This is a genomic window from Falsirhodobacter halotolerans (assembly GCF_022899245.1).
GTDB classification, from domain to species: Bacteria; Pseudomonadota; Alphaproteobacteria; order Rhodobacterales; family Rhodobacteraceae; genus Falsirhodobacter; species Falsirhodobacter halotolerans.
This window is the reverse complement of the sequence record NZ_JALJAZ010000001.1, coordinates 1,774,893-1,800,161: the sequence shown is the minus strand read 5'-3', so window position 1 is coordinate 1,800,161 and position 25,269 is coordinate 1,774,893. Positions and strand designations below refer to the sequence as shown.

Genomic DNA, 25,269 nt, shown 5'->3' with positions numbered 1-25,269 from the left:
TGCCGAGGGGCGAAGGGGTCAACCGCATGTGCGACCCGACAATATGGAGGAGCTATGACCATGTATACCAAGCTTGCCGTCGCCAGCCTGCTTGCGGGCAGCGCACTGCCCGCGACTGCGCAGGATGCGCAGCTTCCCGCGCGGCTCGCAATGACGACCTATGACGTCGGGTCTTCCGGCTATGCGCAGGCGGTTGCGTTGGGCAAGGCGATCAGCGACGGCTATGGCGTCAGCCTGCGCGTGCTGCCCGCGACGTCCGACGTCGCACGACTGCTGCCGATCCGGCAGGGGCGCGTCGATTTCGCCCTCATCGGGTCCGAAGCCTACAATGCCTTCGAGGGGACCGAGGCGTTCGCCGAACCCGAGATGGGACCGCAGAACATCGCCCTTCTGGCGGGCGCCAATTCCTCCAACTGCTTCACCCTGGCCTTGCAGGGCGATACCGTGGTCAGCACGGCTGCGGACCTGCGGGGCAAGCGCGTGGGCTGGGTGGTCAGTTCGCCCGCACTTCAGGCCAATGTCGCCGCCTTTCTCGCCTTTGGCGGGCTGACTTGGGACGATGTGAAAAAGGTGGAGGTTGCCAGCTTCGGCGCGTCGTGGGACGCCTTTCTGAACGGGCAGGTCGATGCGATCACCTCGCTGACGACCACGACCTTTGCCACCCAAGCGGCGGCGTCCCCCGTGGGGCTTTCCTGGCTGGACCTGCCCGAAGCCGATACGGCAGGTTGGGACCGGCTGCGCGAGGAGAAACCGCAATTCTCGCCGCGCAAGGCGACGGTCGGTCCCGGCCTGTCCGAAGATCATCCCGTGGAATGTGCAGGCTTTCCCTATCCGGTGATCGTGACCTATGCCGACAAGGACGAGGACGTCGTCTATAACGCGACGAAAGCGTTACAGGAACAGTTCGACGCCTATGCCGACGCCGAAAGTGGTCTGCGCGGGTTTGCGGGCGATCTTCAAGACTTCGAATGGGTCGTGCCCTATCATCCCGGCGCGGTGCGTTACTGGAAAGAGGCCGGGTTGTGGAGCGATGAGGCCGAGGCGCACAATCAGGCCCTGATCGCACGACATGACATCCTGAGCGCGGCTTGGGACGCAATTCCCGAGGATGCCCGTTCGGAAGAATGGCCCGCCGCGCGTGAAAAAGCCTTGGCCGAAGCTGGCAACTGACATTACGGCCCCGTCGGACCCTGCGTTGCAGGGTGCGAAGGCCCCGCTTGCCGTATCGGCAGGCGGGGTTTTTTTATGTCGGTGGTGGGCCCACCGGCAGGACATGTATGGATCCGGGCGCGGGGGATCCCCCCAACGAAAAGGCCCGACGCGTTTCCGCGTCGGGCCGGGGCAGGTGTCCGGTCTGGGTCGGCGCTGTAATCATGCGCCGGCCATTGGTCGTTCAGGACTGTTGAACCGGGGTCGGACGGCGGTTCTGCCAGAAGGCGAAGGCAAGGATCGGAATTGCGATCAGCAGGGCCAGGCCGACCAGGTCCAGATCGCTCCAACCCGGCACGATGCTGGCCGGAAGGGCAATCAGAATGGCTGCGGAGAACAACAGGAAACGCAGCGGGAAGGCATAGGCGCGACGAAGGAAAAGCCCGCCCACGATCGGCACATACCCTTGCACCGCACAGGCGAACAGCGCCGTCCCGGCAAATGCGAGCGTTGTGGAGATGATGATCTGGGACACGGTCCCCTCGAGCACCAGCGCGGGTTGGAACGCGAAGAAGAAGGGGATGAAGTAGATCACCGAACCGATGCGCATTGCCTCAAATCCGGTCTGCATCGGCGGCGTGCGTGCGATCGAAGCGGCTGCGAAAGCGCCCAACGCCACAGGGGGAGTGATGAAGGACAGCATCCCCCAATAGAAGATGAACATGTGCACGGCCATGGGATTCAGCCCCACCTCGATCAGCGCCGGTGCCAGCAGGATCGCAAGGAAGATGTAGGCCGCCGTCGAGGTCATGCCGACGCCAAGGATCAGGCCGGTCAGCGCGCCCATCACCAGCAGGAAGATCGCCGAGCCATCCGCGATGCGCAAAAGGTCGTTGACCAGCGTTGCGGCAACCCCCGTCATGGACAGCGCCCCGACGATCATGCCCACGGCCGCCAGGATCGCGACCAGATTGGCGAAGAGCGAGCCCAGGCTGTCGATGAATGCGCCCACTTCCTTCCAACCCCACCGATGTTTCTTCGACAGAAGTTGGTTCAGGACGATCAGCAGCGGCGTCGCGTAGTAAGGGGCCAGCGCCTCGCGCCGCATCACCAGCAGCATGAAGATCAGCAGGGCGAAGACGAAGATGTAATACCAGCCCTCCTTGAAGGTTTCCCGGACGGAGGGCAGTTCTTCGGCCGGCAGGCCCTTGATGTTCTCACGCGCGGCCATGGCGTCGATCTGCACGAACAGGCCGAAGAAATAGAGCGCCGATGGGATGATCGCCGCCAAGGCAACGGTGCCGTAGGGCACGTTCATGAAGCTGGCCATGACGAAGGCCGTGGCCCCCATCACCGGCGGCATCAACGTCCCGCCGGTGGAGGCACAGGTTTCGACCCCGGCGGCAAATGTGCCGCGGATGCCCACGCGGCGCATGGCGGGAATGGTCATGACTCCGGTGGTGAGCACGTTGGTGATGACACTTCCGCTCATCGACCCCATGAGGCCGGAGGAGAAGATCGCCACCTTCGCCGGCCCCCCGCGCACCTTCCCGAGAAGGGCGAAGGAGAGGTTCATGAAGAATGCGCCTGCCCCCGTTTGCTGCAAGGCGGCCCCGAAGACAATGAAACCGATGATCAGGCTTGCGAAGGTCCGCAGGGGAATCCCCAGAATGCTTTCCGAACCCATCGCGTGATAGGCGGCGGTATAGGACGGGGGCGAGGGGAAGCCCGAGATCGCCGAAGGAAGATATTCGGTATAGAGCGGATAAAGCGACATCAGGCCGACGATGATCGCCAATGGCAGCCCGCCCGCACGTCGCCCGGCCTCAAGAACCAGGATCCAAAGCGCGTAGGAGAACCACACCGCAGTTTCAGGGGGGGCCATTTCCCAGCCGCGCAAACTTATGTTCATCGCGTTGGCAAAGAAATATGCGCAGACGACAAGTGCGCCCGAGGCAAAGAGCCAGTCATACCACGGGGTGCGTGTGCCACCGGTCCCCCCGGATGCCGGAAAGATAAGGAACGCGATCCCGAGGGAAAGGGCCAGAATTGCGTAATAGAACCGCAGATCCACCAGCGTATAGCCGACCAGAAGCTGCAGGTTGAATGTCTGGTTGACCGCCAGAGCAAGGATGGTCACCGTTGCGATGCGCACCAGCCATTTTCCGGGCCCGCTCAGCGTGCGCAGGCTGGATTCACCGATGTCCGTATCGTCGGACGCGCGGCTATTGTCGTTCGTTCTTTCCATGTTCTCCTCCCGCTGCCTCTTCAATCCCTCCCCCCTCGAATGTTATGTCAGTGGAATGTCCACCAGCCGCGACGGGTTGTCCCGCACCAGCTGACGCACCTCGTCATCCGTGAAGCCGAGGGCGAGACAAAGCGCAATAGCCTGCCGCATTCCCTCAACCGGGGACGGGTTGTCCACCTGTCCCAGATCCGACCCGATCGAGCTGTGCTCGACCCCGGCGGCACGGATGTCGGCGGCCAGATCCTCGGGCTCGAAAACGTTGAAGCGGCTGTCGATATACAGGCAGGCCGACTGTTCGATCAGCGCACCGTAGGTCTGCGCGATCTCGCGGATGTCGTCATGGGTGAAGTGCAACCCATACATCGGGTGATTGACGATGAGCCGTTTGACACCGCGCGCCTTGGCTTCTTCGAACAGCTTCCAGATTTCCCACACATGCAGGTGCCCCGAGGAAAGAATCGCGTCGAACTGCGCGATGCTGTCCAGAATCTCCTTCACGGAATCCTTGATGTTTCCGTCTTCATCCAGAACCGTCAGCAGCTTTGGTGCGCGCAGCTGCACGGTGGCGGCCAGCCGCGACTTGCGGAAATTGGTTCGGATGTGATTGGCCGAATGGGCCGTCGGCATCCAGATGATTTTGGCACCGTGCTTGAGGATTGAGTCTACCACGGCAGGGTTGAACCCGCCGGTGGAGTTGTTCAGGACCAGGCCGCCGAACATCGACACGCCCAGATCCCCCATCATCCGTTCCATGATGGGAATGATGGGCGAGACGGAATAATGGTGATCCTTGAACAGGATGCCCTTCATGCCGGCTGCGGCGGCCTGTTCGACCGCCTGAAAGTGGTCCACTTGTCGTGCCATGATCGACGGGCCGGAATGGACATGCAAATCCACCGCGCCCTGCATGAGCGCATCGACCCGCGCCCCGTCAATTCCGTCGATCATCTCGCGCACTCGGGCGCGTCGTGTTTTCGTGCTCATGACATCCCTGTCGGTTTATCTGTTCAGGTTCTTCGCGTGTTGAAGTGCACCTTCTTCGTCCGCAGGGCGGGTCATCTCAACCAATCGCGGTGGGCGTTTCACCAAGCGAAATGGGTGGCCTGGAGGATGTTGCCGACTCCGGTGGCGCGGCATGTAGTGTCACAGAAGCCTATGGCGGCGGCGCGGGATCGACCTGTGCCGCCCCGCAACCCACGGGCCGGGACGGCCCGGATCATCAACGAAAAGGAAAAGGCGTGCGGCGATTTTTTGAGGACTTCACCATCGGCGAAACCTGGGAAAGCCGGGAAATCGAGTTGAGCCAGGACGACATCATTCGCTATGCGCGGGAAAACGACCCCCAGCCGATGCATACCGACCCCGAGGCGGCGTCGGCCGGGCGATTTGGCGGAGTGATCGCCAGCGGCTGGCAGATCGCCGCCCTTTCGATGCGGGTATTCGTTGAGGCGGGAGGATACGGCAAGACCCCGATGGTTGGAATGGGTATTGACGAGTTGCGTTGGCGGCGGCCCGTAAGGCCCGGAGATCGCCTGAAGGTGACGCGGGAGGTCATCTCCACCGAGCCACACCAGAAACGGCCCGAATTCGGCGTCGTGCGCACGAAGGTCACGGTCACGAACCAGGACAATGACGTGGTGATGACGCTGATCTCGCTTGGACAGGTGCCTGTCCGTCCGACCGGGGAGGCGGACGACCAATAGGCGTAAAAGGGGGGGCGCTTTGCCCCCCGTAGTTGCGACCAGCCGGATCACGACGGTGACGCGAGAACGGCCTGACCTTCGGATAGCCGACCTTGGGGCAGGAGCCATCGGTGGGCCGCACCAGGCCTTACGCCAAGGGGGTATCGCCACCCCTGATCGTGGCAACGCCGGCCCGCGGTGGCCCGGCGTTGGCGTGCAGGCACGAATGCCGATGCTCAGGCGGGGGGAGCGTCGGCGCGTGAATCGGCGGTCCAATATGGCTTGCGCAAATCCTGTTTGAGAAGTTTGCCGGCGTTGTTGCGCGGCAAATCCTCGCGGATCTCGATCGCCGACAGGCGCTGCATTCGCCCGACTTGACTGTTCGTCCATTTCAGCACTTGCTGCGGGTCCAGCCGTGCTCCCTTGCGACCCACGACCAGACCCAGAGGCGTTTCCCCCCAGGCCGCGCTCGGGATGCCGATCACGGCAGCTTCGGCGATATCGGGATGCCCCAGCAGCTTCTCCTCAAGGTCCGAAGCGTAGATGTTGAACCCGCCCGAGATGATCATGTCCTTCTTGCGATCCAGCAGCACCAGGAAGCCGTCATCGTCGAACATCCCGATATCTCCGGTGCGATGATAGACCGTGCCGTCGGCATCCGTCCAATAGATCGCGCGGTTCGCCTCTTCGTTGCGGAAATAACCTGACATCATCGTCACCGCACGGCCGATAATCTCGCCCCGCTGGCCGGGGGGCTGATCGCGCCCCTCCTCGTCGATGACGCGGATCTCATTGCCCGCGGCGGGGCGGCCGACGGTGTGGGCCTTTTCGGGAAAGGCCGACAGATCGAGGATGCAGGTGCAGCCTCCTTCGGTCAGGCCATAGACCTCGAGGAAGCGACCCGGCCACTTGTCCAGAATCTCGCGCTTGTCGGCGGCGGGCAGGGGCGCGCCAGTGCTCTGCTTGAGCTTGAAGCTGGACAGATCGCGCGAGGCGAAACCGGGCACCGCCAGGATGCGCCGATACTGGACGGGCACCAGCATGGTGTGGGTCACGCCCTCACGCTCGGCCAGGTCCAGATAACCTTCGGCGTCGAACTTGGGCATCAGGATGACGCGGGATCCGTGGAACAGCGCCGCCAGCATCGGCATCAACGTCGTGTTGGAATAAAGCGGGGTCGCCAGGAGGAGGGTGCTGCCAGCGTCCATGCCGAACAGCGCCCGCGCGGCCTGCCGCCAGCGCATGGTATGGGAATGCACGATCCCCTTCGCCTTGCCGGTCGTCCCCGAGCTGTAGATGATGTTGAAGGGCGCATCGCCGGTGGGCACCACCGCGTCCTGCAGCGGTTTGCCCCGGTTTGTGAATGCTGTCGGGATGCCGTTGGGGCCGATCACCACGACCTCGCCCGGATGGCCGTCCGTCAGCAAAGACTGATATCCGTCCTGCACGAAGATCAGGTCCGGCTCGCAGTCCTGCAGCATGGTCGTCAGCGCGTCGGGATGGGCCGAGACCGGCAGCGGAACGGCACACGCGCCCGCCGCCACGACGGCCAGATATGCGGCCACCAGCCCGGCATCGGCGCTGCCCAAAAGGGCGACGCGTCGGTCGGGCCCGCCGCCGGTCGCGGCGATGGCACCCGCGGTCTCCAGCACCTGCCATCGTAGTTGGCCCCAGCTGAGGGTCTGCGACCCGCAGATGATCGCCGTGGCGTCCGGTGTGGTCAGCCCATGGCGTAGGAGGGTTTCAAGTGTCCGGCCGTCATCGGTATCCGTATTCGTCATTGCGACCTCCGTCAGGTGTTCTCAAGAAGCAGGATGTGCCGTGCCACGACGGCGGGCGACTCCGTGCCCTCGACCTCGATCGTCGCGTCGCAGACCAGCCGTGTGCCGCGGGCATGGGGTGCGGCTTCCACCACGCTCAGCGCCAGCCGGACGCGGCTGCCGACCTGAACGGGGGCGATGAAGCGGATCTTGTCATAGCCGTAGTTCAGGCCCCGACCCCGCTTGCGGATGGCATAAATCTCGCGCTGAAGGCGCGGCATCAGCGCGACCATATGCAGCCCATGCGCGATCGTCTTGCCGCCCGGCATATCGCGGCTGGCCCGCTCGGTGTCGATATGAATCCAGTGATCGTCGCCGGTCAGGCCCGCGAAGGCGTCGATCGCCGCCTGGTCGATCAGCATCCAGTCCGAATGGCCGATCCGCTGGCCTGCATGGGCCGCCATGTCGGCGGGCTGTTCAACCGTGATCATTGCGAAATATTCCTTTCCTGCGGGCGGGGTCGCTGTTCGGCCCGGGCGGGGTCCACCGCCAGCACGACCTTGCCGATCTGGTCATTTCGGTCCAGCACCTCATGCGCGGACCGGACATCGTCGAAATCGAAGACCTGATGGATGCGGGTGACGATCCGTCCATCCTCCAAGAGCGGCCAGACCTGATCGACCAAGGCCGATGCGATGCGGCCCTTGTAGTCGGACGGTCGGGGCCGCAGCGTCGATCCGGTCAGCGTCAGGCGCCGCCGCACGATGGCGCGGATATTGACCTCGGCCGTGGGGCCCAGATGGCTGGCGATGAAAACGAGACGTCCGTCAGGCTTCAGTAGGTTAAGCTGCCGCTGCGTGTAATCCCCGGCTTGCGCGTCCAGAACCACATCGACGCCTTCGCCATCCGTGCTGTGGCGGACCTGGTCGTCCCACGGCCCCTTGTAGCTGACCGCGGTATGCGCGCCGATCTCTCGGCAGACCTGCAGCTTTTCCTCGGTTCCGGCGGTCGCGATGACCGTCGCGCCGCTCAGCTGCCGCGCTATCTGGATTCCCGCCATTCCCACACCGGACGTGCCGCCCTGGATCAGGACGGTCTCGCCCTTGGACAGGCGACCAAGCCAGATGAGGTTGTTCCACGCTGTGAAATAGGCCTCGGGGATAGAGGCCGCCTGAATGAAGCTGAAGCCGCGCGGGATCGGCATGCACTGGACCGCGGGAACGCAGCAGAACTCGGCATAGCCGCCGCCGTTCACAAGGGCGCAGACCGGATCGCCGACGGCAAGGCCCTCGACATCGGGGCCGATCTCCTCGACATAGCCCGCGACATCGAGGCCGAGGATGGGCGACGCCTCGGGCGGGGGCGGATAGAGCCCCCGGCGCTGCTGCACATCGGGGCGGTTCACACCGGCGGCGATGACGCGGATCGACACCTCGCCGCGCTTGTGCACCGGGCGTGGCGCTTTTGCAATGTGCAGAACCTCGGGTCCGCCCGTGCCTTGGGTCTCGACCAGACGCATGTGTTTGATTTCCATAGTTCCTCTTCCCATCACGCGGCGGTTTCAGGTTCCTCCCTGCCACGGGCTGCGATCGAATGGGCGGCACCTCGTCCACGACCTTTGCCCGCGTTACCGCGTCGTCTCCTTCGTCGCCAAGACCCTAGGAGTTGACGCCGATCCTGCACAAACTAAGCTCGGAGGCATTCCGTATGGCGAAACGCGCGGTGCGGTGACGGAGGGGGCGGGAAATGTCGATCAGGTCCATCGAGCGGGCGATGACGGTGCTGCAGGAGATGAACATGCAGCCCTATACGACCGTGCGGCATCTGCACGCGCGCACGGGCCTTCCCAAGCCGACGATCGTTCGGATCTTGCAGACGCTGGAACATGCGGGCTTTGTCGAAAACGATACCCGGATCGGTGGCTATCAGCTCAGCGCGCTCGTCTCCTCGCTCAGTTCGGGCTACCACAAGGAGCCGATGGTGGTGGAGGCGGGGCGGCCTTGGGCCATCGCCGTGACGCGCAAGTATCAATGGCCCGTATCCATTTCGCTGCTGGACCGCGATGCGGTCGTGGTGCGATTCAGCACGGTGCCCGACAGCTCGGTCTCGCCCTTCCACAAGACGGTGAACATGCGGCTGCCGCTGCTGACGCGGGGGATGGGGTTGGCCTATCTGGCCTTCACGCCGCCCGAGGAATGCGATCTCATCGTCAACATGCTGCGCAACTCGGACGATCCGGAGGACCGGCTGGCCCAGAGCCCCGAGGCCGTCGCGCGCTTGATCTCGGTGACGCGCGAACAGGGATTCGCGGTCCGATCGCCGGAGGCGCAGCCGCGCAATTCCAACACGATTGCCGTACCCATCTACAACGAACATGGGCGTGTGGTCGCGAGCCTCGGGCTGACTTACTTCATCTCGGCCTTTCCGTCGCTGCGCAGCGCCTGCGAGACGTATGGGCCGGTGCTGAAGGATGCCTCGAGAGAGATCACCAAGGATCTGACGCGCCTGAACCGGACCACCGCGGGCTGATACGGCGCGGGTGTCTGTTTGGGTGCCTGGATATTCATTGACCAGACCCGGTTGGAATTGAGCGGGGCAGGCCATGGCAGATGCGGGTGGCGAAAAAACCTTTGGAATAGGCCTTGAGCGGGCGCGGGCGGACGAATGCGAGCGGTCAGGTATCAGTCGCTGACAAATGCCATTTCATCTGGCGAAACGACCGGTTTTCCATGATCGCGGCAAGGAAAGTGGCGGATAAGCTGAACCTGACCTTGCCGACATAGGGTTGGAGTTGCGCCGGCCGAGAGGACGTCCGGGCGGGGGAGGCGTCTGAAAGCATTCGCAACAGGAAGGATTTCCGCATCAGGACCGGGGATGTTCCTCCGATCATGGCCGGTCGTTGGGCGCCCTGCCTGCGGACCTTTCTCGATATGTGCGGACTTTCCCGGGCCGAATTCCGGCAGACGACAGCTGGTCCGGCTTTGCCTCTTTCGCAACGACCCGAAGTGGCGTCGCGCGGGATCGACGTCGCGGCCGATGTCGCAAGGGCGACATGTGATAGTTCTGGGAGGAACCACGATGACTGCGAGACGAACATTCAGCCTTGCCGCCGCCACGCTGTTGACCGCTGTGCCCGCGACGGCGCTGCGCGCACAGGAGGTGGTGCTGCCGAAGACCTTGGCCGTCACATCCTACGATGTGGGTGCGGCGTCCTATAACCAGGCCGTCGCCTTGGGCACGGCGCTGGGCAATGCCTATGACACGTCGCTTCGCGTATTGCCCGCGACGTCGGACGTTGCGCGGTTGATTCCTGTTCGTCAGGGGCGGGTGCAGTTCGGTATTGTCGGTTCGGAATCGTTCAACGCGGCGGAGGGCACCGAGGCTTTCTCTGCGCCCGAAATCGGCCCGCAGCCTTTGCGAATGCTTGTCGGATCGAATTCGGACAATTGCTTTACCATGGCGTTGCGCGGTGATGCGGGGATCGAATCTGTTGCAGACCTGCGCGGCAAACGCGTTGCGTCCGTCGTGGGCGCACCCGCGCTGCAGAGCAATGTCGCCGGGTTTCTGGCGTTCGGCGGATTGAGTTGGGAGGACGTGGTTCCCGTCGAGGTGGCCAGCTTCGGCGCATCGTGGGAGGCGCTGATCAACGATCAGGTGGATGCGATCACCACGATCACGACCACCGGACTGGCGCAGCAGGCCGCATCCTCGCCCTCCGGTCTGAAATGGCTGCCGCTTCCGGCGTGGGACACCGAGGGCTGGGCGCGTCTTCAGGCGATCAAGCCCCAATTCTCGCCCCGCAATGGAACTCTCGGGCCGAACCTGTCGGTTGAACATCCCGTGGCCTGCGCTGGCTTCCCCTTTCCGGTGGTCGTCGCTTATCCTGAACAGGATGCCGATCTTGCCTATAACCTGACCAAGGCGATCAACGAGCAATTCGACAACTACGTCAAGATCGAGCCTGCTATGGTCGGATGGGCTCCGGACCGGCAGGATTTCCAATGGGTTCTGCCCTATCATGAGGGGGCGATCCGGTACTGGAAGGAAGTGGGCCTTTGGACGGACGAGGCGCAGGCGAACAATGACATGTTGGTCCAGCGCCAGGATCTGCTTTCATCGGTATGGGACGAGGTTGCGGACGTTCCGGCATTGGAGAAGACCGCCCGTTGGCTGGACATGCGCCGTGACGCTTTGCAAGACGCGGGGTTGCCGGTTTACGAGTGAGTTCGCTGGATTGTCTGGCACCTGACATCCTTGGCATGGCCCGCGGAGCGAAATCTCTGCGGGTTCTGGTTTGGTGGTGCGCGCGGACCCGCTTGAGGGCGGTGAATCGGCGTTATTCGGGCGATTTTTTGATCCCCGTGTTCGGGCCACCGGCCACAGCCGCAGGGCCCCCGGACGAATCCAGCGGGCACGGGTCAGTGGTTGTGGCGCGGCAGGGTGCCTGAGATGCGTTCGAACTCCTCGGCGCCATTGATGGTTGCGCCCTCGCTCAGTTGGGTGACGGTGGCGCGATACAGCTTTTGCCAGGGTGTCGCGGAGGCGGGAACGGGGGGCAGCCCGTCGGCGCGACGCCGCTCGATCTCCTCGGGAGGGACGAGCATGTCGCACCGGCCTGCGGTCAGGTCGATGCGGATGGTGTCGCCCGTCCGCAGCCAGGCCAACCCGCCCCCCGCAGCGCTTTCGGGCGCGGCGTTCAGGATCGACGGGCTGTCGGCCGTGCCCGATTGCCGCCCGTCGCCCAAAGTCGGCAGGCTGCGGATGCCCCGCTGGATAAGGCGATCCGGCGGCTGCATGTTCACCACCTCGGCCGCGCCCGGCCAGCCAAGCGGCCCTGCGCCCCGGATCACGAGGATGGAGCGTTCGTCGATCGGAAGATCCGGGTCGTTGATGCGTGCCTGGTAATCGGCGGATCCGTCGAAGACGAAGGCCGTCACCTCGAACACCCCTTCGCGCCCCGGTTCGGAAAGGTAGCGGTCGTGGAATTCCTTCGAGATGGCGCTGGTCTTCATGATCGCAAAATCGAACATGTTTCCGCGCAGCACAAGAAACCCCGCACGTTCCATCATCGGCGCGTCATAGGGTTTGATGACGTCGCGGTCCGTGCTTTCGCGGCCTTGCAGGTTTTCGGCCATGGTCCGGCCCGTCACGGTGGCGCAATCCCCATCCAGTCGCCCTGCCTGCAACAGTTCCCACATGATGGCCGGCACACCGCCCGCGCGGTGGAACTTCTCGCCCAGATATTTTCCCGCAGGCTGGACGTTGGCCAGAAGCGGCACATCGTAACCGTGCAGCTGCCAGTCGGTCGGATCAAGTCGAACGCCCGCGTGGAGCGCCATCGCCATCAGGTGCGGCTGCGCGTTCGTGGAGCCCCCCAAGGCGGAGTTCACACGGATCGCGTTCAGGAAGGCCGCGCGCGTCAGGATGTGCGAGGGGCGGATATCCTGCTGCACCAGTTCCACCGCGCGGCGTCCGGTGCGATAGGCGATCTGCCCGCGTTCGCGATATGCGGCAGGGATTGCGGCGCATCCCGTCAACGACATGCCAAGCGCTTCGGCGATGGCGTTCATGGTGGAGGCTGTGCCCATCGTGTTGCAATGTCCGATGGAGGGGGCCGAATCCAGCGCGGTCTGCAGGAACTCGTCGCGCGTGATCTCACCCGCCGCGTATTTCCGGCGCGATTGCCAGATCACCGTGCCCGATCCGACCAGATGCCCTTCGTGCCACCCATCCAGCATCGGCCCGCCGGACAGCACGATGGCGGGAAGGTCCACCGTCGCCGCCGCCATCAGGGCGGATGGGGTGGTCTTGTCGCAGCCCGTGGTCAGGACCACCCCGTCGAAGGGATAGCCGTAAAGCAGCTCCACCAGGCCAAGATAGGCGAGGTTGCGGTCGAGCGCGGCGGTGGGGCGCTTGCAGTTTTCGAACAAGGGGTGGGAGGGGAATTCGATCGGAATGCCGCCCGCGTCGCGAATGCCGTCGCGGACCCGTTTGGCAAGGTCCAGATGATGGCGGTTGCAGGGGTTCAGGTCGCTGCCCGACTGGGCGATGCCGATGATCGGCTTGCCGGAGCGCAGTTCTTCGGGCGTGGTGCCGTAGTTCATGAACCGCTCCAGATACAGGGCGGTCATGTCGGCATGGTCGGGATTGTCGAACCAGTCTTGCGAGCGGAGGCGGCGGGATGTCATGGCAGGTCCTTGTTCAGCGATTCGAGGTGCAGCAGCAGGCCGCTGTGATCGGTGTCGGCATGGCCTGCCGCCACGAAGTCGGCAAAGGCCGCATGGACCGTTTCGGTCAGCGGCAGGGTCAGGCCGGCGGCCATTTCGGCCACGGCGTCGAGGTCCTTCAGGTGCAGCCGCGACGGGCCGCCCGGCGTGAAATCCCGCGCGATCATGCGCGCGCCATGCAGGTCGAGGATGCGGCTTTCCGCGAATCCGCCGCGAATGGCGTCGCGGAATTTCGCGCGGTCGGCGCCGCCGGCGGTCACAAGGATCATCGCCTCGGCCACGGCGCCGATGGTGATGGCGACGATCTGCTGGTTTGCCAGTTTGCAGACCTGCCCCGCGCCTGATGGGCCGACATGGGTCAACCGCCCCAAAGGGGCGAGGACGGGGGCGATGCGGGCGATCACCGCGTCTTCCCCGCCCGCCATGAGGGCGAGGGTTCCCGCCTCGGCCCCCGCGACGCCGCCGGACACGGGGCAGTCGACATGGTCGATGCCGATCGCCGCCAGACGGTGCGCATGGTCGCGCGCCATGTGCGGCGCGATTGAGGAAGTGTCGACAACCACCGCGCCGGGCATCATGGCGGGGGCTGCGGCGAACAGGACCTCGGCCACCGCAGGGCCATCGGACAGCATGATGAAGACGATCTCCGCCCCCGAGACCGCCTGGGCGGGGCTTGCCGCCACGGGAACCCCGAGGGTAGCGGCCTTTGCGGCGGATCGGTTCCAGACGGTCAGCTCGTGCCCCGCCGCCGCCAGCCGCCGCGCCATCGGGGCCCCCATCAACCCCGTGCCGAGAAAGGCGATGCGGGTCATGTCAATTCATCCTCGATATGGGCGCGGATGATGGCATCGAAACTGTCTTCGGCGGTGAACCCGAGGGCGCGGGCGCGCGTCGCCTCGAACCCCGCGGCCCAGCCTTCGCACATCCGGGTGATGACGGGGTCGGGGCGGCGTTCGATCAGGGCTGCGGCGGCGTCGCCCGCCACGCGGCGCAGCGCCTCGATCTGGTCGGCCACCGTGGCGCTGAGGCCGGGCATCGACAGGTTGCGCCGCGCCCCGAGCGGGGCGAGATCCATCGTGGCCGCGCGCAGAAGGAACCCCACGGCGGATCGGGGCGAGGTGTGCCAGTGGCGGATGGTGTCGGGCACCGGCAGGATCGCGGGTTTGCCGATCAGCGGTTCCCGCAGGATGCCGGAGAAGAAGCCCGAGGCCGCCTTGTTTGGCGCGCCGGGGCGGATGCAGATCGTGGGCAGACGAATCCCGATGCCGTCCAGAAACCCGTGTCGCGAATAATCCGCGAGCAGCAATTCGCAGATCGCCTTTTGTGTCCCGTAACTGGTCAACGGGGTGGTGTGGAAATCGTCGGGGATCGGGAAGGGCAGGGGCGCGCCCACCACCGCGATGGAGGAGGCGAAGACCACGCGGGGGACATAGCCATGTACCTGACGGATCGCATCGAACAGCGCCCGCGTGCCGTCGAGATTGATGCGGTAGCCCTTCTCGACATCCGCCTCCGCCTCGCCCGAGACGATTGCGGCGAGGTGGAAGATCACGTCGGGTCGTCTTTCGATCAGGCGGGCGGCGGTGCCGGGGGCGGACAGGTCGGCGGTCACGGCGATCGCCCCTTCGGGAGCGGCGGGCGGAACCGCGTCGGCCAAGGTCAGCGTGTCGATCGTCGTGCCGCCCAGCGTTCCGTCGCGCAGCAGGCGTTGGGTCAGCTTCGTGCCCAACATGCCGGCCGCGCCGATGATCAGGATGTTCATGGCCCCCCATATCCCCCATGGCAATTCGCTGAACTACGGTAGTATGATTGTCTGACGACCTGCAAACAATAAGATTGGTCAACGACAAGATTGGGATATGCGGATGACGGAGCGTCTGGCGACACGGCTTACGATACTGCTTGGGGATGACCTTGTCCTGACGGGGGCGGGGATCGCCCCTTATTGCCGCGATTGGCATGGGGATGTGCAAAGCGACGCGGTCGCGGTGCTGCGGCCACGGTCCACCGCCGAGGTGGCGGCCTGTATGCGGGCGGCGGCGGCCCTTGGTCTTGGCGTTGTGCCGCAGGGGGGGAACACGGGGTTGGTGATGGGGGCCATTCCCGACGCCCCCGCCGCGCAAGTGGTGTTGAGCCTGGAACGGATGACCCGCATCCGCGCTTTGGACCGCGACGATTTTTCGGCCGTGGTGGAGGCGGGGGCCGTGCTGGAGGAGGTGAAGACGGCCGCCGCGGCGGCGGGGTTGTTCTTTCCGCTGTCGCTTGGCGCGCAGGGCAGTTGCCGGATCGGCGGCAACGTCGCCACCAATGCGGGCGGGGTGAATGTGCTGCGTTACGGCATGATGCGCGATCTTGTGCTGGGCCTGGAGGTGGTGCTGCCGGACGGGCAGGTGTTCGACGGGCTGTCGCGGCTGCGCAAGGACAATCGCGGGATCGACCTGAAGCAGCTGTTCATCGGTGCGGAGGGGACGTTGGGGGTCGTCACCGCCGTATCGCTGAAACTTCTGCCCGCACCCGAACAGGTGGCGACGGCGCTGGTGGCGTTGCCCCGGCTTGAGGATGTCATGACGCTTTACCGCCGCGCGCGGCGCGATTGCTGCGACCTGATGTCGGCCTTTGAATTCATGCCCCCCCTTGCGATGGATCTGGCACGCGAAGCGATGCCCGACCTGCCCATTCCGATGACCGGACATGCCGCCTATGCGTTGATCGAGATTGCGGGCTCTGGCCTTGTCGATGCGGGTGGGTTGATGGAGCGGTTTCTGGAAGGCGCGTTCGAGGACGGGCTGGCGCTGGACGGGGTCATCGCGCAATCCGGCACGCAGGCTGCGAATCTGTGGGCGATTCGTGAGGGGATGAATCTGGGCCAGGCGGCACGGGGGCGTCATCTGCGGACCGACATTTCCGTTCCGCTTTCGCGACTGGCCGATTTCGTGGCGGAGGCGGAGGCGGCGGTTCTGGCCGCGCTGCCGGGCAGCCTTTGCGTGTCTTACGGTCATGTGGGCGACGGGAACGTGCATCTGAACGTGTTGCCCGATCCGTCCAGCCCGGCCGAACCGCAGATCCTTGCGGCGAAAAAGATCGTGAATGCTGTTCTGGACCGGTATGCAGGCTCCATCAGCGCCGAACACGGGATCGGCCGCCTGAAGCGCGAGGAGTTCGAGGCCCGTCTGCCGGAGGTGAACCGCAGGCTGCTGGCTGCGGTGCGCCAGGCGATCGACCCGCACGGCACGATGAATCCGGGTTGCCAGTTGACCCCATCCTGACCACACCCGCCCCACCCACCCGAGGAGCATACGATGGCCGCCGATTTCACCCAGATCACGCGCACCGAGCATCTGCCCGCCCGGATCGCCGCGCAGTTCGCCCAGCAAATCCAGAAGGGCGTGCTGATGCCGGGCGACAAGCTTCCGACCGAACATGCATTGTCACAGACCTTCGGCGTCAGTCGCACCGTCATCCGCGAGGCGATCGCGCAGTTGCGCAACGAGGGGATGATCGAGACGCGGCAGGGCGTGGGGGCCTTTGTGATCGAACGGCCCACGCGGCATATCCGGCTGGACGACAGCGCGCGCATGGACAAGCACGCGTTTCGTGACCTGTTCCAGCTTCGCGTGCCGCTGGAGATCGAGGCGGCGGGGCTGGCCGCCTTGGCGCACCGCCCGGAGCATCTGGACCAGATGGACGCCGCGATGATGCGGACGGAGGCCAATGCCGACGGGATTGCCGCCGATCTGGAATTCCACCGCGTCATCGCGGTTGCCACGGGCAACGATTACTTCGTGCAGTTTCTGGGCGCGATTTCCGACCGGATCATCCACACCATCGTCGAATCACGCCGTCGGATGCCCCCCGAGGAGATCGTGGACCATGTGCGCCGCGAACATGGCCTGTTGCGCGAGGCGATCGCCTCGGGCGACCCGGAACGGGCGCGGGCCGCGATGCGGGCGCATATGGCGGGATCGGCCGAGCGGGTGGCGCTGGATCTGGGGCTGGGGCGCTGAAGGGGCGTTTTATCGAAGAAAGCGGTGGACATCCTGAGGAGGCGGCGGTTACGGTCATGTGATAGGGTTGTCTGACATCGTCAGGCGCAGCGATGCTGGAGGGCGTCGCGAACGAAAAGGGAGGAGGGCAAGGTGGCATCAGGGCAACCTTTGACGGCGGCTGCGCTTTTGCCGCAGGATGCGGATCGCGCCACGCTGCTTGGCCGCGTCTGGTCGGACAATGAGGGCGGGCCATGCCCCGTCAAGATCCATGCGGGGCGTGTGCTGAACCTGTCGCACCTGTCCGCCACCCTGTCGGGTCTGCTGGAACGGGCGGACCTTGCCGATATCCTTGCTGCGGACCTGCCCGATCTTGGCCCACTGGAGGGGTTCGTGGATGGATCCCTCGGGCATCTTCTGGCGCCGGTGGATCTGCAGGCCGTCAAGGCGGCGGGGGTGACCTTTGCCGACAGCCTGCTGGAGCGGGTGATCGAGGAGCAGGCACGCGGCGACGCGACCCGTGCCCATGAGGTGCGCGCCCGTCTGGCCCCCGTTCTGGGGGACAGCCTGCGCGGCGTGATCGCAGGGTCGGCCAAATCCGCCAAGGTGAAGGCTCTTTTGTCGGATTTGGGCCTGTGGTCGCAATATCTGGAGGTGGGGATCGGCCCGGATGCCGAAATCTTCACAAAGGCGCAGCCGATGTCGGCGGTGGGGTGCATGGCGGCGGTGGGCATCCATCCCGCATCGGACTGGAACAACCCGGAACCGGAGGTGGTGCTTGTCATCCGCTCGGACGGGACGATCCTTGGGGCGACGCTTGGTAATGACGTGAACCTGCGCGATGTGGAGGGGCGTTCGGCGTTGCTTCTAGGCAAGGCCAAGGACAACAACGCCTCCTGCGCGATCGGGCCGTTCATCCGGCTGTTCGATGATCGTTTCACCCAAGCCGACCTGGAGGCGGAAACCGTGTCGTTGCGGGTCGAGGGGGAGGACGGCTTCGTCATGACGGGCGAAAGCCCGATGCGGGCCATCAGCCGTCCGCCGTCCGACCTTGCGGCGCAACTTCTGAACCGGTCGCACCAGTATCCCGACGGGGTGGTCCTGTTCCTTGGCACCATGTTCGCCCCCGTGCAGGACCGGCGCGGCGCGGGGCAGGGGTTCACGCATGACGTGGGCGATGTGGTGGAGATCGCGTCCCCCCGCCTTGGTCGGTTGATCAATCGGGTGGATCGCACGGATGCCTGCCCCGAATGGACGTTCGGCGTCGGCGCGCTGATGCGCAACCTGATCGGTCGCGGCCTTGGGGACAGGATCTGAGATGGGGCGGGCGGTGCATCTGTTCTTCCGTTTCCTTGACCTGCTGCTTGCGGCCCTGCTGGCGGCGATGGCGGGGATGGTGTTCGTGAATGTCGTCCTGCGCTACGCCATGAACTCCGGCATCGCGATGTCGGATGAACTGTCGCGTTTCGCCTTCGTCTGGCTGACCTTCATCGGCGCCGTCGTGGCGCATCACCACCGCCTGCATATGGGCATGGAAACGCTGGTGGCCCGTTTCGGGCGGCGCGGGCGGCTGGTTCTGATGGGGTTCTCCGACCTTCTGATCCTGGGGGGCGCGGTCGTGCTGACCGTGGGCACGTGGAAACAACTGCCGATCAACGCCAGCATGAACGCCGCCGTGTCCGGCCTGTCGATGGCTTGGGTCTATGGCATCGGGCTGTTCGCCGGCACGGGCATCGCGCTGATCACGCTGGAACGTCTGTTCCGTCTGCTGCGGGGGCGCATCACCGAGGCGGAGCTGGCCGCCTTTGGCGGCGACATGGATCATCACGCGCAGGAGCGTGTCGAATGACCCTCCTGATCTTCATCGCCTCGCTTCTCGGTTCCATGGCCATCGGCGTGCCCGTGGCCTTCGCCCTGATCCTGTGCGGCGTCGTTCTGATGACGCATATGGGCATGTTCAACACGCAGATCATCGCGCAGAACATGCTGATCGGCGCCGACACCTTCACCCTGTTGGCGATCCCGTTCTTCATCCTGGCGGGTGAGCTGATGAACGCGGGCGGATTGTCCAAGCGCATCATCGAATTCGCGATCACCTGCGTCGGCCATGTGCGCGGCGGACTTGGGATCGTGGCGATCATCGCGGCGGTCATCATGGCGTCAATCTCCGGGTCCGCGGCGGCGGATACGGCGGCGCTGGCGGCGATCCTGATCCCGATGATGGCGCGGGCGGGCTACAACGTCCCGCGATCGGCGGGGCTGATCGCGGCGGGGGGCGTCATCGCGCCGGTGATCCCGCCCTCAATGGCCTTCATCATCTTCGGTGTGGCGGCCAACGTCTCCATATCCAAGCTGTTCATGGCGGGCATCGTGCCGGGGCTGCTGATGGCGATCACGCTGGTCGCGACCTGGCTGATCGTCGCGCGTAACGACCGGGTGGAGACGCTGCCACGCGCCTCTTGGGGCGAATGCGGGCGGGCCTCGGGGCGGGCGGTGTGGGCGCTTGGGATGCCGGTCATCATCCTGGGCGGGATCAAGCTGGGCGTGGTCACCCCGACCGAAGCCGCCGTGATCGCCGCCTTCTATGCCCTGTTCGTCGGGATGGTGGTGTATCGCGAACTGAAAATCCGGGATTTGCCGGCCGTCCTGGTTCAGGCGGGACGGACGACGGCGGCGATCATGTTCCTTGTCTGCGCGGCGCTGGTGTCGGCCTGGCTCATCACCGCCGCCAACATCCCGGCCGAGATCACGGGCTTCATCGAGCCGCTGATCGACCGGCCGCGCCTGCTGATGCTGGTGATCATGATCCTGATCCTTGTGGTCGGAACGGCGCTGGACCTGACGCCGACCATCCTGATCCTGACGCCGGTGCTGATGCCGATCATCGCGGCGGCGGGGATCGACCCGATCTATTTCGGGGTGATGTTCATCATGAACTGCTGCATCGGTCTGCTGACCCCGCCCGTCGGGGTCGTGCTGAATGTGGTCAGCGGCGTGGGGCGGGTGCCGCTGGGCAAGGTCATCGCCGGGGTCTGGCCCTTCCTGATCGCGCAGGTCGCGGTGCTTCTGCTGCTGGTCCTGTTCCCCGCCATCGTCATCGTTCCCGCCACCTGGTTCAACTGATCCAACTGCAACACGGAGGATACCATGAAGACATTCGCCTTGAAGGCCGCGGTCTGCGCCGCCGTCCTGATCACCGCCGCCGGTCCCGCGCTGGCCGAATTCCGCGACCGCACGTTCCGCGTGTCGAACGGGATCAACGCCGATCATCCCGTTAACGAGGGGATGAAGGCGATGCAGACCTGCCTTGATGAAAAGACCGGCGGCAAGATGCAGATGCAGGGGTTCTGGGGCGGCGCGCTGGGCGGCGATCTTCAGGCCACGCAGGCCGTCCGGTCGGGCTTGCAGGAGGCGGTGGTCACCTCGTCCTCGCCGCTGGTGGGAATGCTGCCCGCGCTGGGCGTGTTCGACCTGCCGTTCCTGTTCCGCAGCCCCGAGGAGGCGTATCAGGTGATGGACGGCCCCTTCGGCGACATGCTGACCGAAAGGATGGACGCCATCGGCCTCGTGAACCTTGGATACTGGGAGAACGGGTTCCGCAACATGTCGAACTCCCAACGTCCCATCCAGACGTGGGAGGATTTCGAGGGCATGAAGGTGCGCGTCATGCAGAACAACATCTTCCTCGACACCTTCTCCAATTTCGGGGCGAACGCGACGCCGATGTCCTTCGGCGAGGTGTTCTCGGCGCTGGAGACGAAGGCGATCGACGCGCAGGAAAACCCCTATGTCACGATCGACACCTCCAAGTTCTATGAGGTGCAGGAGTACATCAGCGAAACCAAGCACGCCTATACGCCCTTCCTGTTCCTGTTCTCCAAGGCGATCTTCAACACCTATTCGCCCGAGGAGCAGCAGGCCCTTCGCGATTGCGCCGCCGTCGGCCGCGATGTGGAACGGGTCGCCATTCAGGACCTGAACAAGGCGTCGCTTGCCAAGATGGAAGAGGCGGGACTTCAATTCAACACCATCACCCCCGAGGCGCAGCAGGAGATGCTGGAGAAGTCGCAAGTCGTCTATGACCGCCACAAGGACGAGATCGGCACGGACGTGGTCGATCAGGTGCAGGATATCCTGGCCGAGATTCGCGGAACGAACTGACGCAAGCACGGCCCCGGCGCGTCATTCGCGCGCCGGGGCCGTGCCCGTTCGGGAGGGGCGGATGCAGGCGAACACCGCGGGTGCGGCGCTGATGCTTCTGGGCATGGCCGCCTTTACCCTGAACGACACGATCGGCAAATGGCTGGTGGCCGATTACGGCGTGGCGCAGGTGATCCTGCTCCGCTCGCTCGCGGCGCTGATGGTGATGACGCCCTTCCTTCTGCACGGGGGGCGGCCCCTGGCGCGCATCCGGGCCGCGCCGCAACCGGCCCTTCAGGGGCTGAGGGCGCTTTGCACGACGGCCGAGGTTTTCCTGTTCTATCTGGCCGTGTCCTACATGCCGTTGGCGGATGTGATCGCCTTCTGGATGGCGGCGCCGATCTGCGTGGTCGCCGTGTCGGGGGCCCTGCTGGGAGAGCGGGTGGGCCGCCGGACATGGGGTGCGGTCGCCCTTGGATTTGTGGGGGTGCTGGTGCTTCTGGCCCCCTCGGCCCAGGTGTTCAATCCGGGAACCGTGTTCGCGCTTCTGGGCGTGGCCGCGTTCACCGCGATGATGATCCTCGGCCGGTCCCTGCGCGCGACCCCCGACCGCGATCTCGTGCTGTTCCAGATCGGGGCGGCGGCGGTGGCGGGGCTGGTGCTGGCCCCGCTGGATTGGCAGCCGTTGCGGTCCGGCCTGGATCTGGCGCTGCTGGCCCTTCTGGGTGTCGTGGCGACGGCGGCGCATATGCTGGTCACGCGGGCGCTGAAGGTGGCGGACGCGTCTGTCGTGGCGCCGCTGCAATATTCAATGCTGGTCTGGGGCGTGATCCTGGGATTCATCGTGTTCGGCGATGTGCCGCGCCCCGGAATGCTGCTGGGCGGCGCGCTGATCGTCCTTTCCGGCCTGATGGTGATGCGGGGCAGGGGATGAGGGCGGAGGCGCGTCATCCGCGCCTCCGCCCATCTTGACCCGACGCGGCCCTAGTTCATGCCCAACAGGCGCGGCAGCGTCATCGTGATCGCGGGGACATAGGTGATCAGCATCAGGAACACCAAGGCCGTCAGAAGCCATGGGAAGGTCGCGCGGCTGACATCCGTCAACCCCAGTCGGGATATGGCCGACCCGACATAGAGGTTGAGGCCGACGGGCGGGGTGCAGAGCCCGATCTCCATGTTGACGATCATCATGATGCCGAAATGCACCGGATCGACCCCAAGCGACACGGCTACGGGATAAAGGATCGGGGCCATGATCAACACGATGGCCGACGGCTCCATCACCATGCCGATCAGCAAAAGCATGATGTTGACGATCAGCAGGAAACCGATCTTGCCGAAGCCCAGATCCGTGATCCATGCCGACAGCGCCTGCGGGATCTGCTCGGACGTCAGGATGAAGGCGAACATCACGGCGTTGGCGATGATATAGAGCAGCATCGCCGACATCGCCGCCGAGTTGAGGAGGATGCGCGGCACGTCCCGCAGCTTGATGTCCTTATAGACGAACACCGCGATCACGAAGGCATAGACGGCGCTGACGGCGGCGGCCTCGGTCGGGGTGAAGATCCCGCCATAAATGCCGCCCATGATGATGACGATCAGCATCAGACCCCAGACCGAGTCGCGGAAGGCGGCCCAGCGGGTGCGGAAATCGGCGCGCTTCATGCGGGGATAGCCGTTTTTCCACGCGCTCCACACCGTGGTGCCGCCCAGCATCGCCGCCAGCATGATCCCAGGCACGACGCCCGCCATGAACATCGTCCCGATGGAGGCCGAGAGCACGGTCTGCCCGTCCGGCCCCGTCACCACCATGCCGGAGGTGGCGACCGCATACATCACCATCACGATCGACGGCGGGATCAGGATGCCCAGGCCCCCGGCGGTGGCGATGGCGCCCACGCCGAACTGCGGGGGATAGCCCTGTTTCACCATGGCGGGGATCAGGATCGAGCCCACCGCCATGACCGTCGCGGGGGAGGAGCCGGAGATGGCCGCGAACATCGCGCAGGCCAGCACCGCCGCCACGCCCATGCCGCCATACCAATGCCCGACCATCGCGGTGGCAAAGCGGATCATCCGCCGCGCCACGCCGCCATGCGTCAGGAAATTGCCGGCCAGGATGAAGAACGGGATCGCCATGATCTCGAACTTCTCGATCCCCGTGAACAGCTTCAGCGCAATGCTGTCCAGCGGGATTTCGGTGAAGGCGAACAGGAAGGAAAAGACCGTCAGGCCAAGGGCGATCGACACGGGCATCCCGGTGATCAGCAGCAGGGCAAGGATCAGGAAGATGATAAGCGCGGTCATGCCTTGCCCTCCGCGGCAACTTCGGCCTCGTCCTCGACACCGTCCACGGCGCCGACGTCGTGATGGGCGATCTCGCCCGTGGTCAGATACAGCCACAGCGCCTGAATGAAGCGAAAGCACATCAGCGCCGATCCCAGCGGCACGGCGAGGTAGACGATCCACATCGGGATCTCCAGATCCGGCGAGATCTGGCCGCCGTGATAGACGTGATAGACGAAATCCGTCCCGATCCAGACAAGGATGCCGGTGAACAGGATGCCGCCCGACATGGCGATGGTGGTGACCACCGTGCGCAGCGTGCCGGTCAGCCGCGTGGCCAGGATGTCCACGCCCACATGGATGCCGATGCGCACGCCGTACGCCGCGCCGAACTTGGCCATCCAGACGAACAGATAGATGCAGGTCTCCTGCGCCCATGTCAGCCGGACGGCGTTGATCGACTTGAACGCCGACCGGGCGGCATCCAGCAGCGCGGGCATGTCATGGCTGCGGGCAAAGCCCACCATGTCGGCGGCAAGGCCGATGGAAAAACGATGAACGACGGCCACGAAGATCAGCACGACCGCAAGGGCCATGAGAACGGAAATCAGGGTTTCTTCGAGACGGTCGAGGATGCGCAGAAACATGGCGGACCTCGGATGTTGGGGGCACCCTGCGGCACCCCCGTTGGACGTCAGTTGGTGGTGCCCAGCGCGGCATAGACCTTTTGAAGAAGGTCGGCCCCGATGCGGTCGGACATCTGGTCGTGCACGGGCCGCAGCACCTCCAGCCATTCGGCCCGCTCGTCCTCGGTCAGTTCGTGGAAATCGGTGGTGCCGGCGTCCATCATGGCCTGCAGGGCGCGGGCATTCTCTTCCTCGGCGATGCCGTTGGCGTAATCGGTCGCCTCGGCCATGGCCCGGTCCAGCTCCTCGCGGATATCGGCGGGAAGGCCGTCCCAGAACGCCTTGTTCACGATCACCGCATATCCAAGATAACCGTGGTTCGACAGGGTGGCGTTCGACTGCACTTCGTTCATGCGCTGGGTATACATGTTGGACGGCGGGTTCTCGGTCCCGTCCACCACGCCCGTCTGCAACGCCTGATACACTTCGGAGAAGGCCATGACCTGCGGCACGGCGCCCAGCGCCTGCATCTGCGCCTCAAGGATCTTGGACGACTGGATGCGCATCTTCAGGCCCAGGAAATCATCGGGGACCATCAGCGGGCTGTTGGCCGACATGATCTTGAACCCGTTGTCCCAATAGGCGAGGCCGGTGATGCCCTTCGGTTCCAAGAGGTCCAGAAGCTCGCGGCCCACCTCGCCTTGGGTGATCTTGCGCAGATCCTCGCGGCCGTTGAACAGCATCGGCAGGTCGAACAGTTCGAACTGCTGCACGCCCAGCGGGCCGAACTTGGCCAGGGACGGGGCCAGCATCTGGACCGCGCCCAGTTGCAGGGCCTCCAGCTCCTCCTTGTCCTTGTAAAGCTGGCTGTTGGGATAGACTTCGACGCGGACCGCGCCGTCGGTGTATTCCTCGGCCAGTTCCTTGAACCGCTCGGCGCCTTTGCCTTTGGGGGTGTCGGGGGCGACGACGTGGCTGAACTTGATGACGATCGGGTCCTGCGCAAAGGACGGCATGGCGGTGGACAGCGCCAGAATGGCGGCGCCCGCCAGCCCTGCGAAATGGCGACGGTTGAACATGTGGTTCCCTCCCAGGTGATCCCGCCCTCCTCGGCGGTCATATCCCTGCTTGCCACGCCCGGCGGCCGGTATCTATTGTGGGTTTC

22 protein-coding genes are annotated in these 25,269 nt (G+C 64.9%); 11 read left to right on the top strand and 11 right to left on the bottom strand.

Annotated features, from left to right (window positions below; translation table 11 throughout):
- The first annotated feature begins 60 nt into the window (after nt 1-60).
- Nucleotides 61-1,170 (top strand): TAXI family TRAP transporter solute-binding subunit, encoded by a 1,110-nt coding sequence (locus MU449_RS09410; RefSeq protein ID WP_244737773.1) that lies wholly within the window; start codon nt 61-63, stop codon nt 1,168-1,170.
- A gap of 223 nt (nt 1,171-1,393) precedes the next feature.
- On the opposite strand, the gene MU449_RS09405 is transcribed toward MU449_RS09410, so the two are convergent.
- Together MU449_RS09405 and MU449_RS09400 are read right to left on the bottom strand one after the other, a co-directional pair.
- Nucleotides 1,394-3,397: a TRAP transporter permease gene (locus tag MU449_RS09405; protein ID WP_244737772.1), complete on the bottom strand. Its 2,004-nt coding sequence runs from the start codon at nt 3,395-3,397 to the stop codon at nt 1,394-1,396.
- 42 nt (nt 3,398-3,439) lie between these two features.
- The gene (locus MU449_RS09400; RefSeq protein ID WP_244737771.1) at nt 3,440-4,381 is read right to left on the bottom strand and encodes a DUF6282 family protein; all 942 of its coding nucleotides are present in this window, start codon (nt 4,379-4,381) and stop codon (nt 3,440-3,442) included.
- A gap of 110 nt (nt 4,382-4,491) precedes the next feature.
- On the opposite strand from MU449_RS09400, the gene MU449_RS09395 reads away from it, so the two are divergent.
- Nucleotides 4,492-5,100: a MaoC family dehydratase gene (locus MU449_RS09395; RefSeq protein WP_244737770.1), complete on the top strand. Its 609-nt coding sequence runs from the start codon at nt 4,492-4,494 to the stop codon at nt 5,098-5,100.
- A 215-nt stretch (nt 5,101-5,315) separates the two neighbouring features.
- Here MU449_RS09395 and MU449_RS09390 read toward each other — a convergent pair whose 3' ends face one another.
- Genes MU449_RS09390 through MU449_RS09380 form a run of 3 tightly spaced genes read right to left on the bottom strand, consistent with a single transcriptional unit; the run spans nt 5,316 to nt 8,373 of the window.
- Nucleotides 5,316-6,860, bottom strand: coding sequence for a class I adenylate-forming enzyme family protein (locus MU449_RS09390; RefSeq protein ID WP_244737769.1), 1,545 nt, complete (start codon nt 6,858-6,860; stop codon nt 5,316-5,318).
- Nucleotides 6,861-6,871: 11 nt separating this feature from the next.
- Nucleotides 6,872-7,330, bottom strand: a complete 459-nt coding sequence (locus tag MU449_RS09385) for a MaoC family dehydratase (RefSeq protein ID WP_244737768.1) — start codon at nt 7,328-7,330, stop codon at nt 6,872-6,874.
- Nucleotides 7,327-8,373 (bottom strand): NAD(P)H-quinone oxidoreductase, encoded by a 1,047-nt coding sequence (locus tag MU449_RS09380; protein WP_244737767.1) that lies wholly within the window; start codon nt 8,371-8,373, stop codon nt 7,327-7,329. Before MU449_RS09380 ends, MU449_RS09385 begins: the two co-directional genes overlap by 4 nt.
- Before the next feature lie 212 nt (nt 8,374-8,585).
- Here MU449_RS09380 and MU449_RS09375 point away from each other — a divergent pair, with 212 nt between their 5' ends.
- A complete protein-coding gene (locus MU449_RS09375; RefSeq protein WP_244737766.1) occupies nt 8,586-9,368 on the top strand; it encodes a helix-turn-helix domain-containing protein in 783 nt (260 codons plus the stop codon).
- Between the two features lie 549 nt (nt 9,369-9,917).
- Nucleotides 9,918-11,063, top strand: a complete 1,146-nt coding sequence (locus MU449_RS09370) for a TAXI family TRAP transporter solute-binding subunit (RefSeq protein ID WP_244737765.1) — start codon at nt 9,918-9,920, stop codon at nt 11,061-11,063.
- A gap of 194 nt (nt 11,064-11,257) precedes the next feature.
- On the opposite strand, the gene MU449_RS09365 is transcribed toward MU449_RS09370, so the two are convergent.
- From MU449_RS09365 to denD, 3 genes are read right to left on the bottom strand one after another with little or no spacing between them, the layout of a single operon-like run.
- The gene (locus MU449_RS09365; protein WP_244737764.1) at nt 11,258-13,027 is read right to left on the bottom strand and encodes an IlvD/Edd family dehydratase; all 1,770 of its coding nucleotides are present in this window, start codon (nt 13,025-13,027) and stop codon (nt 11,258-11,260) included.
- Nucleotides 13,024-13,878, bottom strand: coding sequence for an NAD(P)-dependent oxidoreductase (locus MU449_RS09360; protein WP_244737763.1), 855 nt, complete (start codon nt 13,876-13,878; stop codon nt 13,024-13,026). The genes MU449_RS09365 and MU449_RS09360 overlap by 4 nt, the downstream gene beginning before the upstream one ends.
- Nucleotides 13,875-14,828, bottom strand: coding sequence for a D-erythronate dehydrogenase (denD, locus tag MU449_RS09355; RefSeq protein WP_244737762.1), 954 nt, complete (start codon nt 14,826-14,828; stop codon nt 13,875-13,877). Before denD ends, MU449_RS09360 begins: the two co-directional genes overlap by 4 nt.
- Before the next feature lie 103 nt (nt 14,829-14,931).
- Between denD and MU449_RS09350 the strand changes: the two genes are divergently transcribed.
- From MU449_RS09350 to MU449_RS09320, 7 genes are all read left to right on the top strand, one after another.
- On the top strand, nt 14,932-16,332 hold the full coding sequence (locus MU449_RS09350; RefSeq protein WP_244737761.1) for an FAD-binding oxidoreductase: 1,401 nt from the start codon (nt 14,932-14,934) through the stop codon (nt 16,330-16,332).
- Nucleotides 16,333-16,365: 33 nt separating this feature from the next.
- Complete coding sequence (locus tag MU449_RS09345) at nt 16,366-17,070, top strand: FadR/GntR family transcriptional regulator (protein ID WP_244737760.1); 705 nt, start codon at nt 16,366-16,368, stop codon at nt 17,068-17,070.
- Between the two features lie 132 nt (nt 17,071-17,202).
- Nucleotides 17,203-18,366, top strand: coding sequence for a fumarylacetoacetate hydrolase family protein (locus MU449_RS09340; RefSeq protein ID WP_244737759.1), 1,164 nt, complete (start codon nt 17,203-17,205; stop codon nt 18,364-18,366).
- A 1-nt stretch (nt 18,367) separates the two neighbouring features.
- A complete protein-coding gene (locus MU449_RS09335; RefSeq protein ID WP_244737758.1) occupies nt 18,368-18,898 on the top strand; it encodes a TRAP transporter small permease in 531 nt (176 codons plus the stop codon).
- Entirely contained in the window at nt 18,895-20,172 is a 1,278-nt protein-coding gene (locus MU449_RS09330; protein WP_244737757.1) for a TRAP transporter large permease, read from the top strand. The genes MU449_RS09335 and MU449_RS09330 overlap by 4 nt, the downstream gene beginning before the upstream one ends.
- A gap of 24 nt (nt 20,173-20,196) precedes the next feature.
- A complete protein-coding gene (locus MU449_RS09325; RefSeq protein WP_244737756.1) occupies nt 20,197-21,210 on the top strand; it encodes a DctP family TRAP transporter solute-binding subunit in 1,014 nt (337 codons plus the stop codon).
- 61 nt (nt 21,211-21,271) lie between these two features.
- Nucleotides 21,272-22,123 (top strand): DMT family transporter, encoded by an 852-nt coding sequence (locus tag MU449_RS09320; protein WP_244737755.1) that lies wholly within the window; start codon nt 21,272-21,274, stop codon nt 22,121-22,123.
- A 50-nt stretch (nt 22,124-22,173) separates the two neighbouring features.
- Here MU449_RS09320 and MU449_RS09315 read toward each other — a convergent pair whose 3' ends face one another.
- From MU449_RS09315 to MU449_RS09305, 3 genes are read right to left on the bottom strand one after another with little or no spacing between them, the layout of a single operon-like run.
- On the bottom strand, nt 22,174-23,499 hold the full coding sequence (locus MU449_RS09315) for a TRAP transporter large permease (protein WP_244737754.1): 1,326 nt from the start codon (nt 23,497-23,499) through the stop codon (nt 22,174-22,176).
- Nucleotides 23,496-24,125: a TRAP transporter small permease gene (locus MU449_RS09310; protein ID WP_244737753.1), complete on the bottom strand. Its 630-nt coding sequence runs from the start codon at nt 24,123-24,125 to the stop codon at nt 23,496-23,498. Before MU449_RS09310 ends, MU449_RS09315 begins: the two co-directional genes overlap by 4 nt.
- 47 nt (nt 24,126-24,172) lie before the next feature.
- Nucleotides 24,173-25,183 carry a TRAP transporter substrate-binding protein gene (locus MU449_RS09305; protein ID WP_244737752.1) on the bottom strand — a complete coding sequence of 337 codons (1,011 nt, stop codon included), beginning with the start codon at nt 25,181-25,183 and terminating at the stop codon, nt 24,173-24,175.
- Nucleotides 25,184-25,269 lie beyond the last annotated feature (86 nt).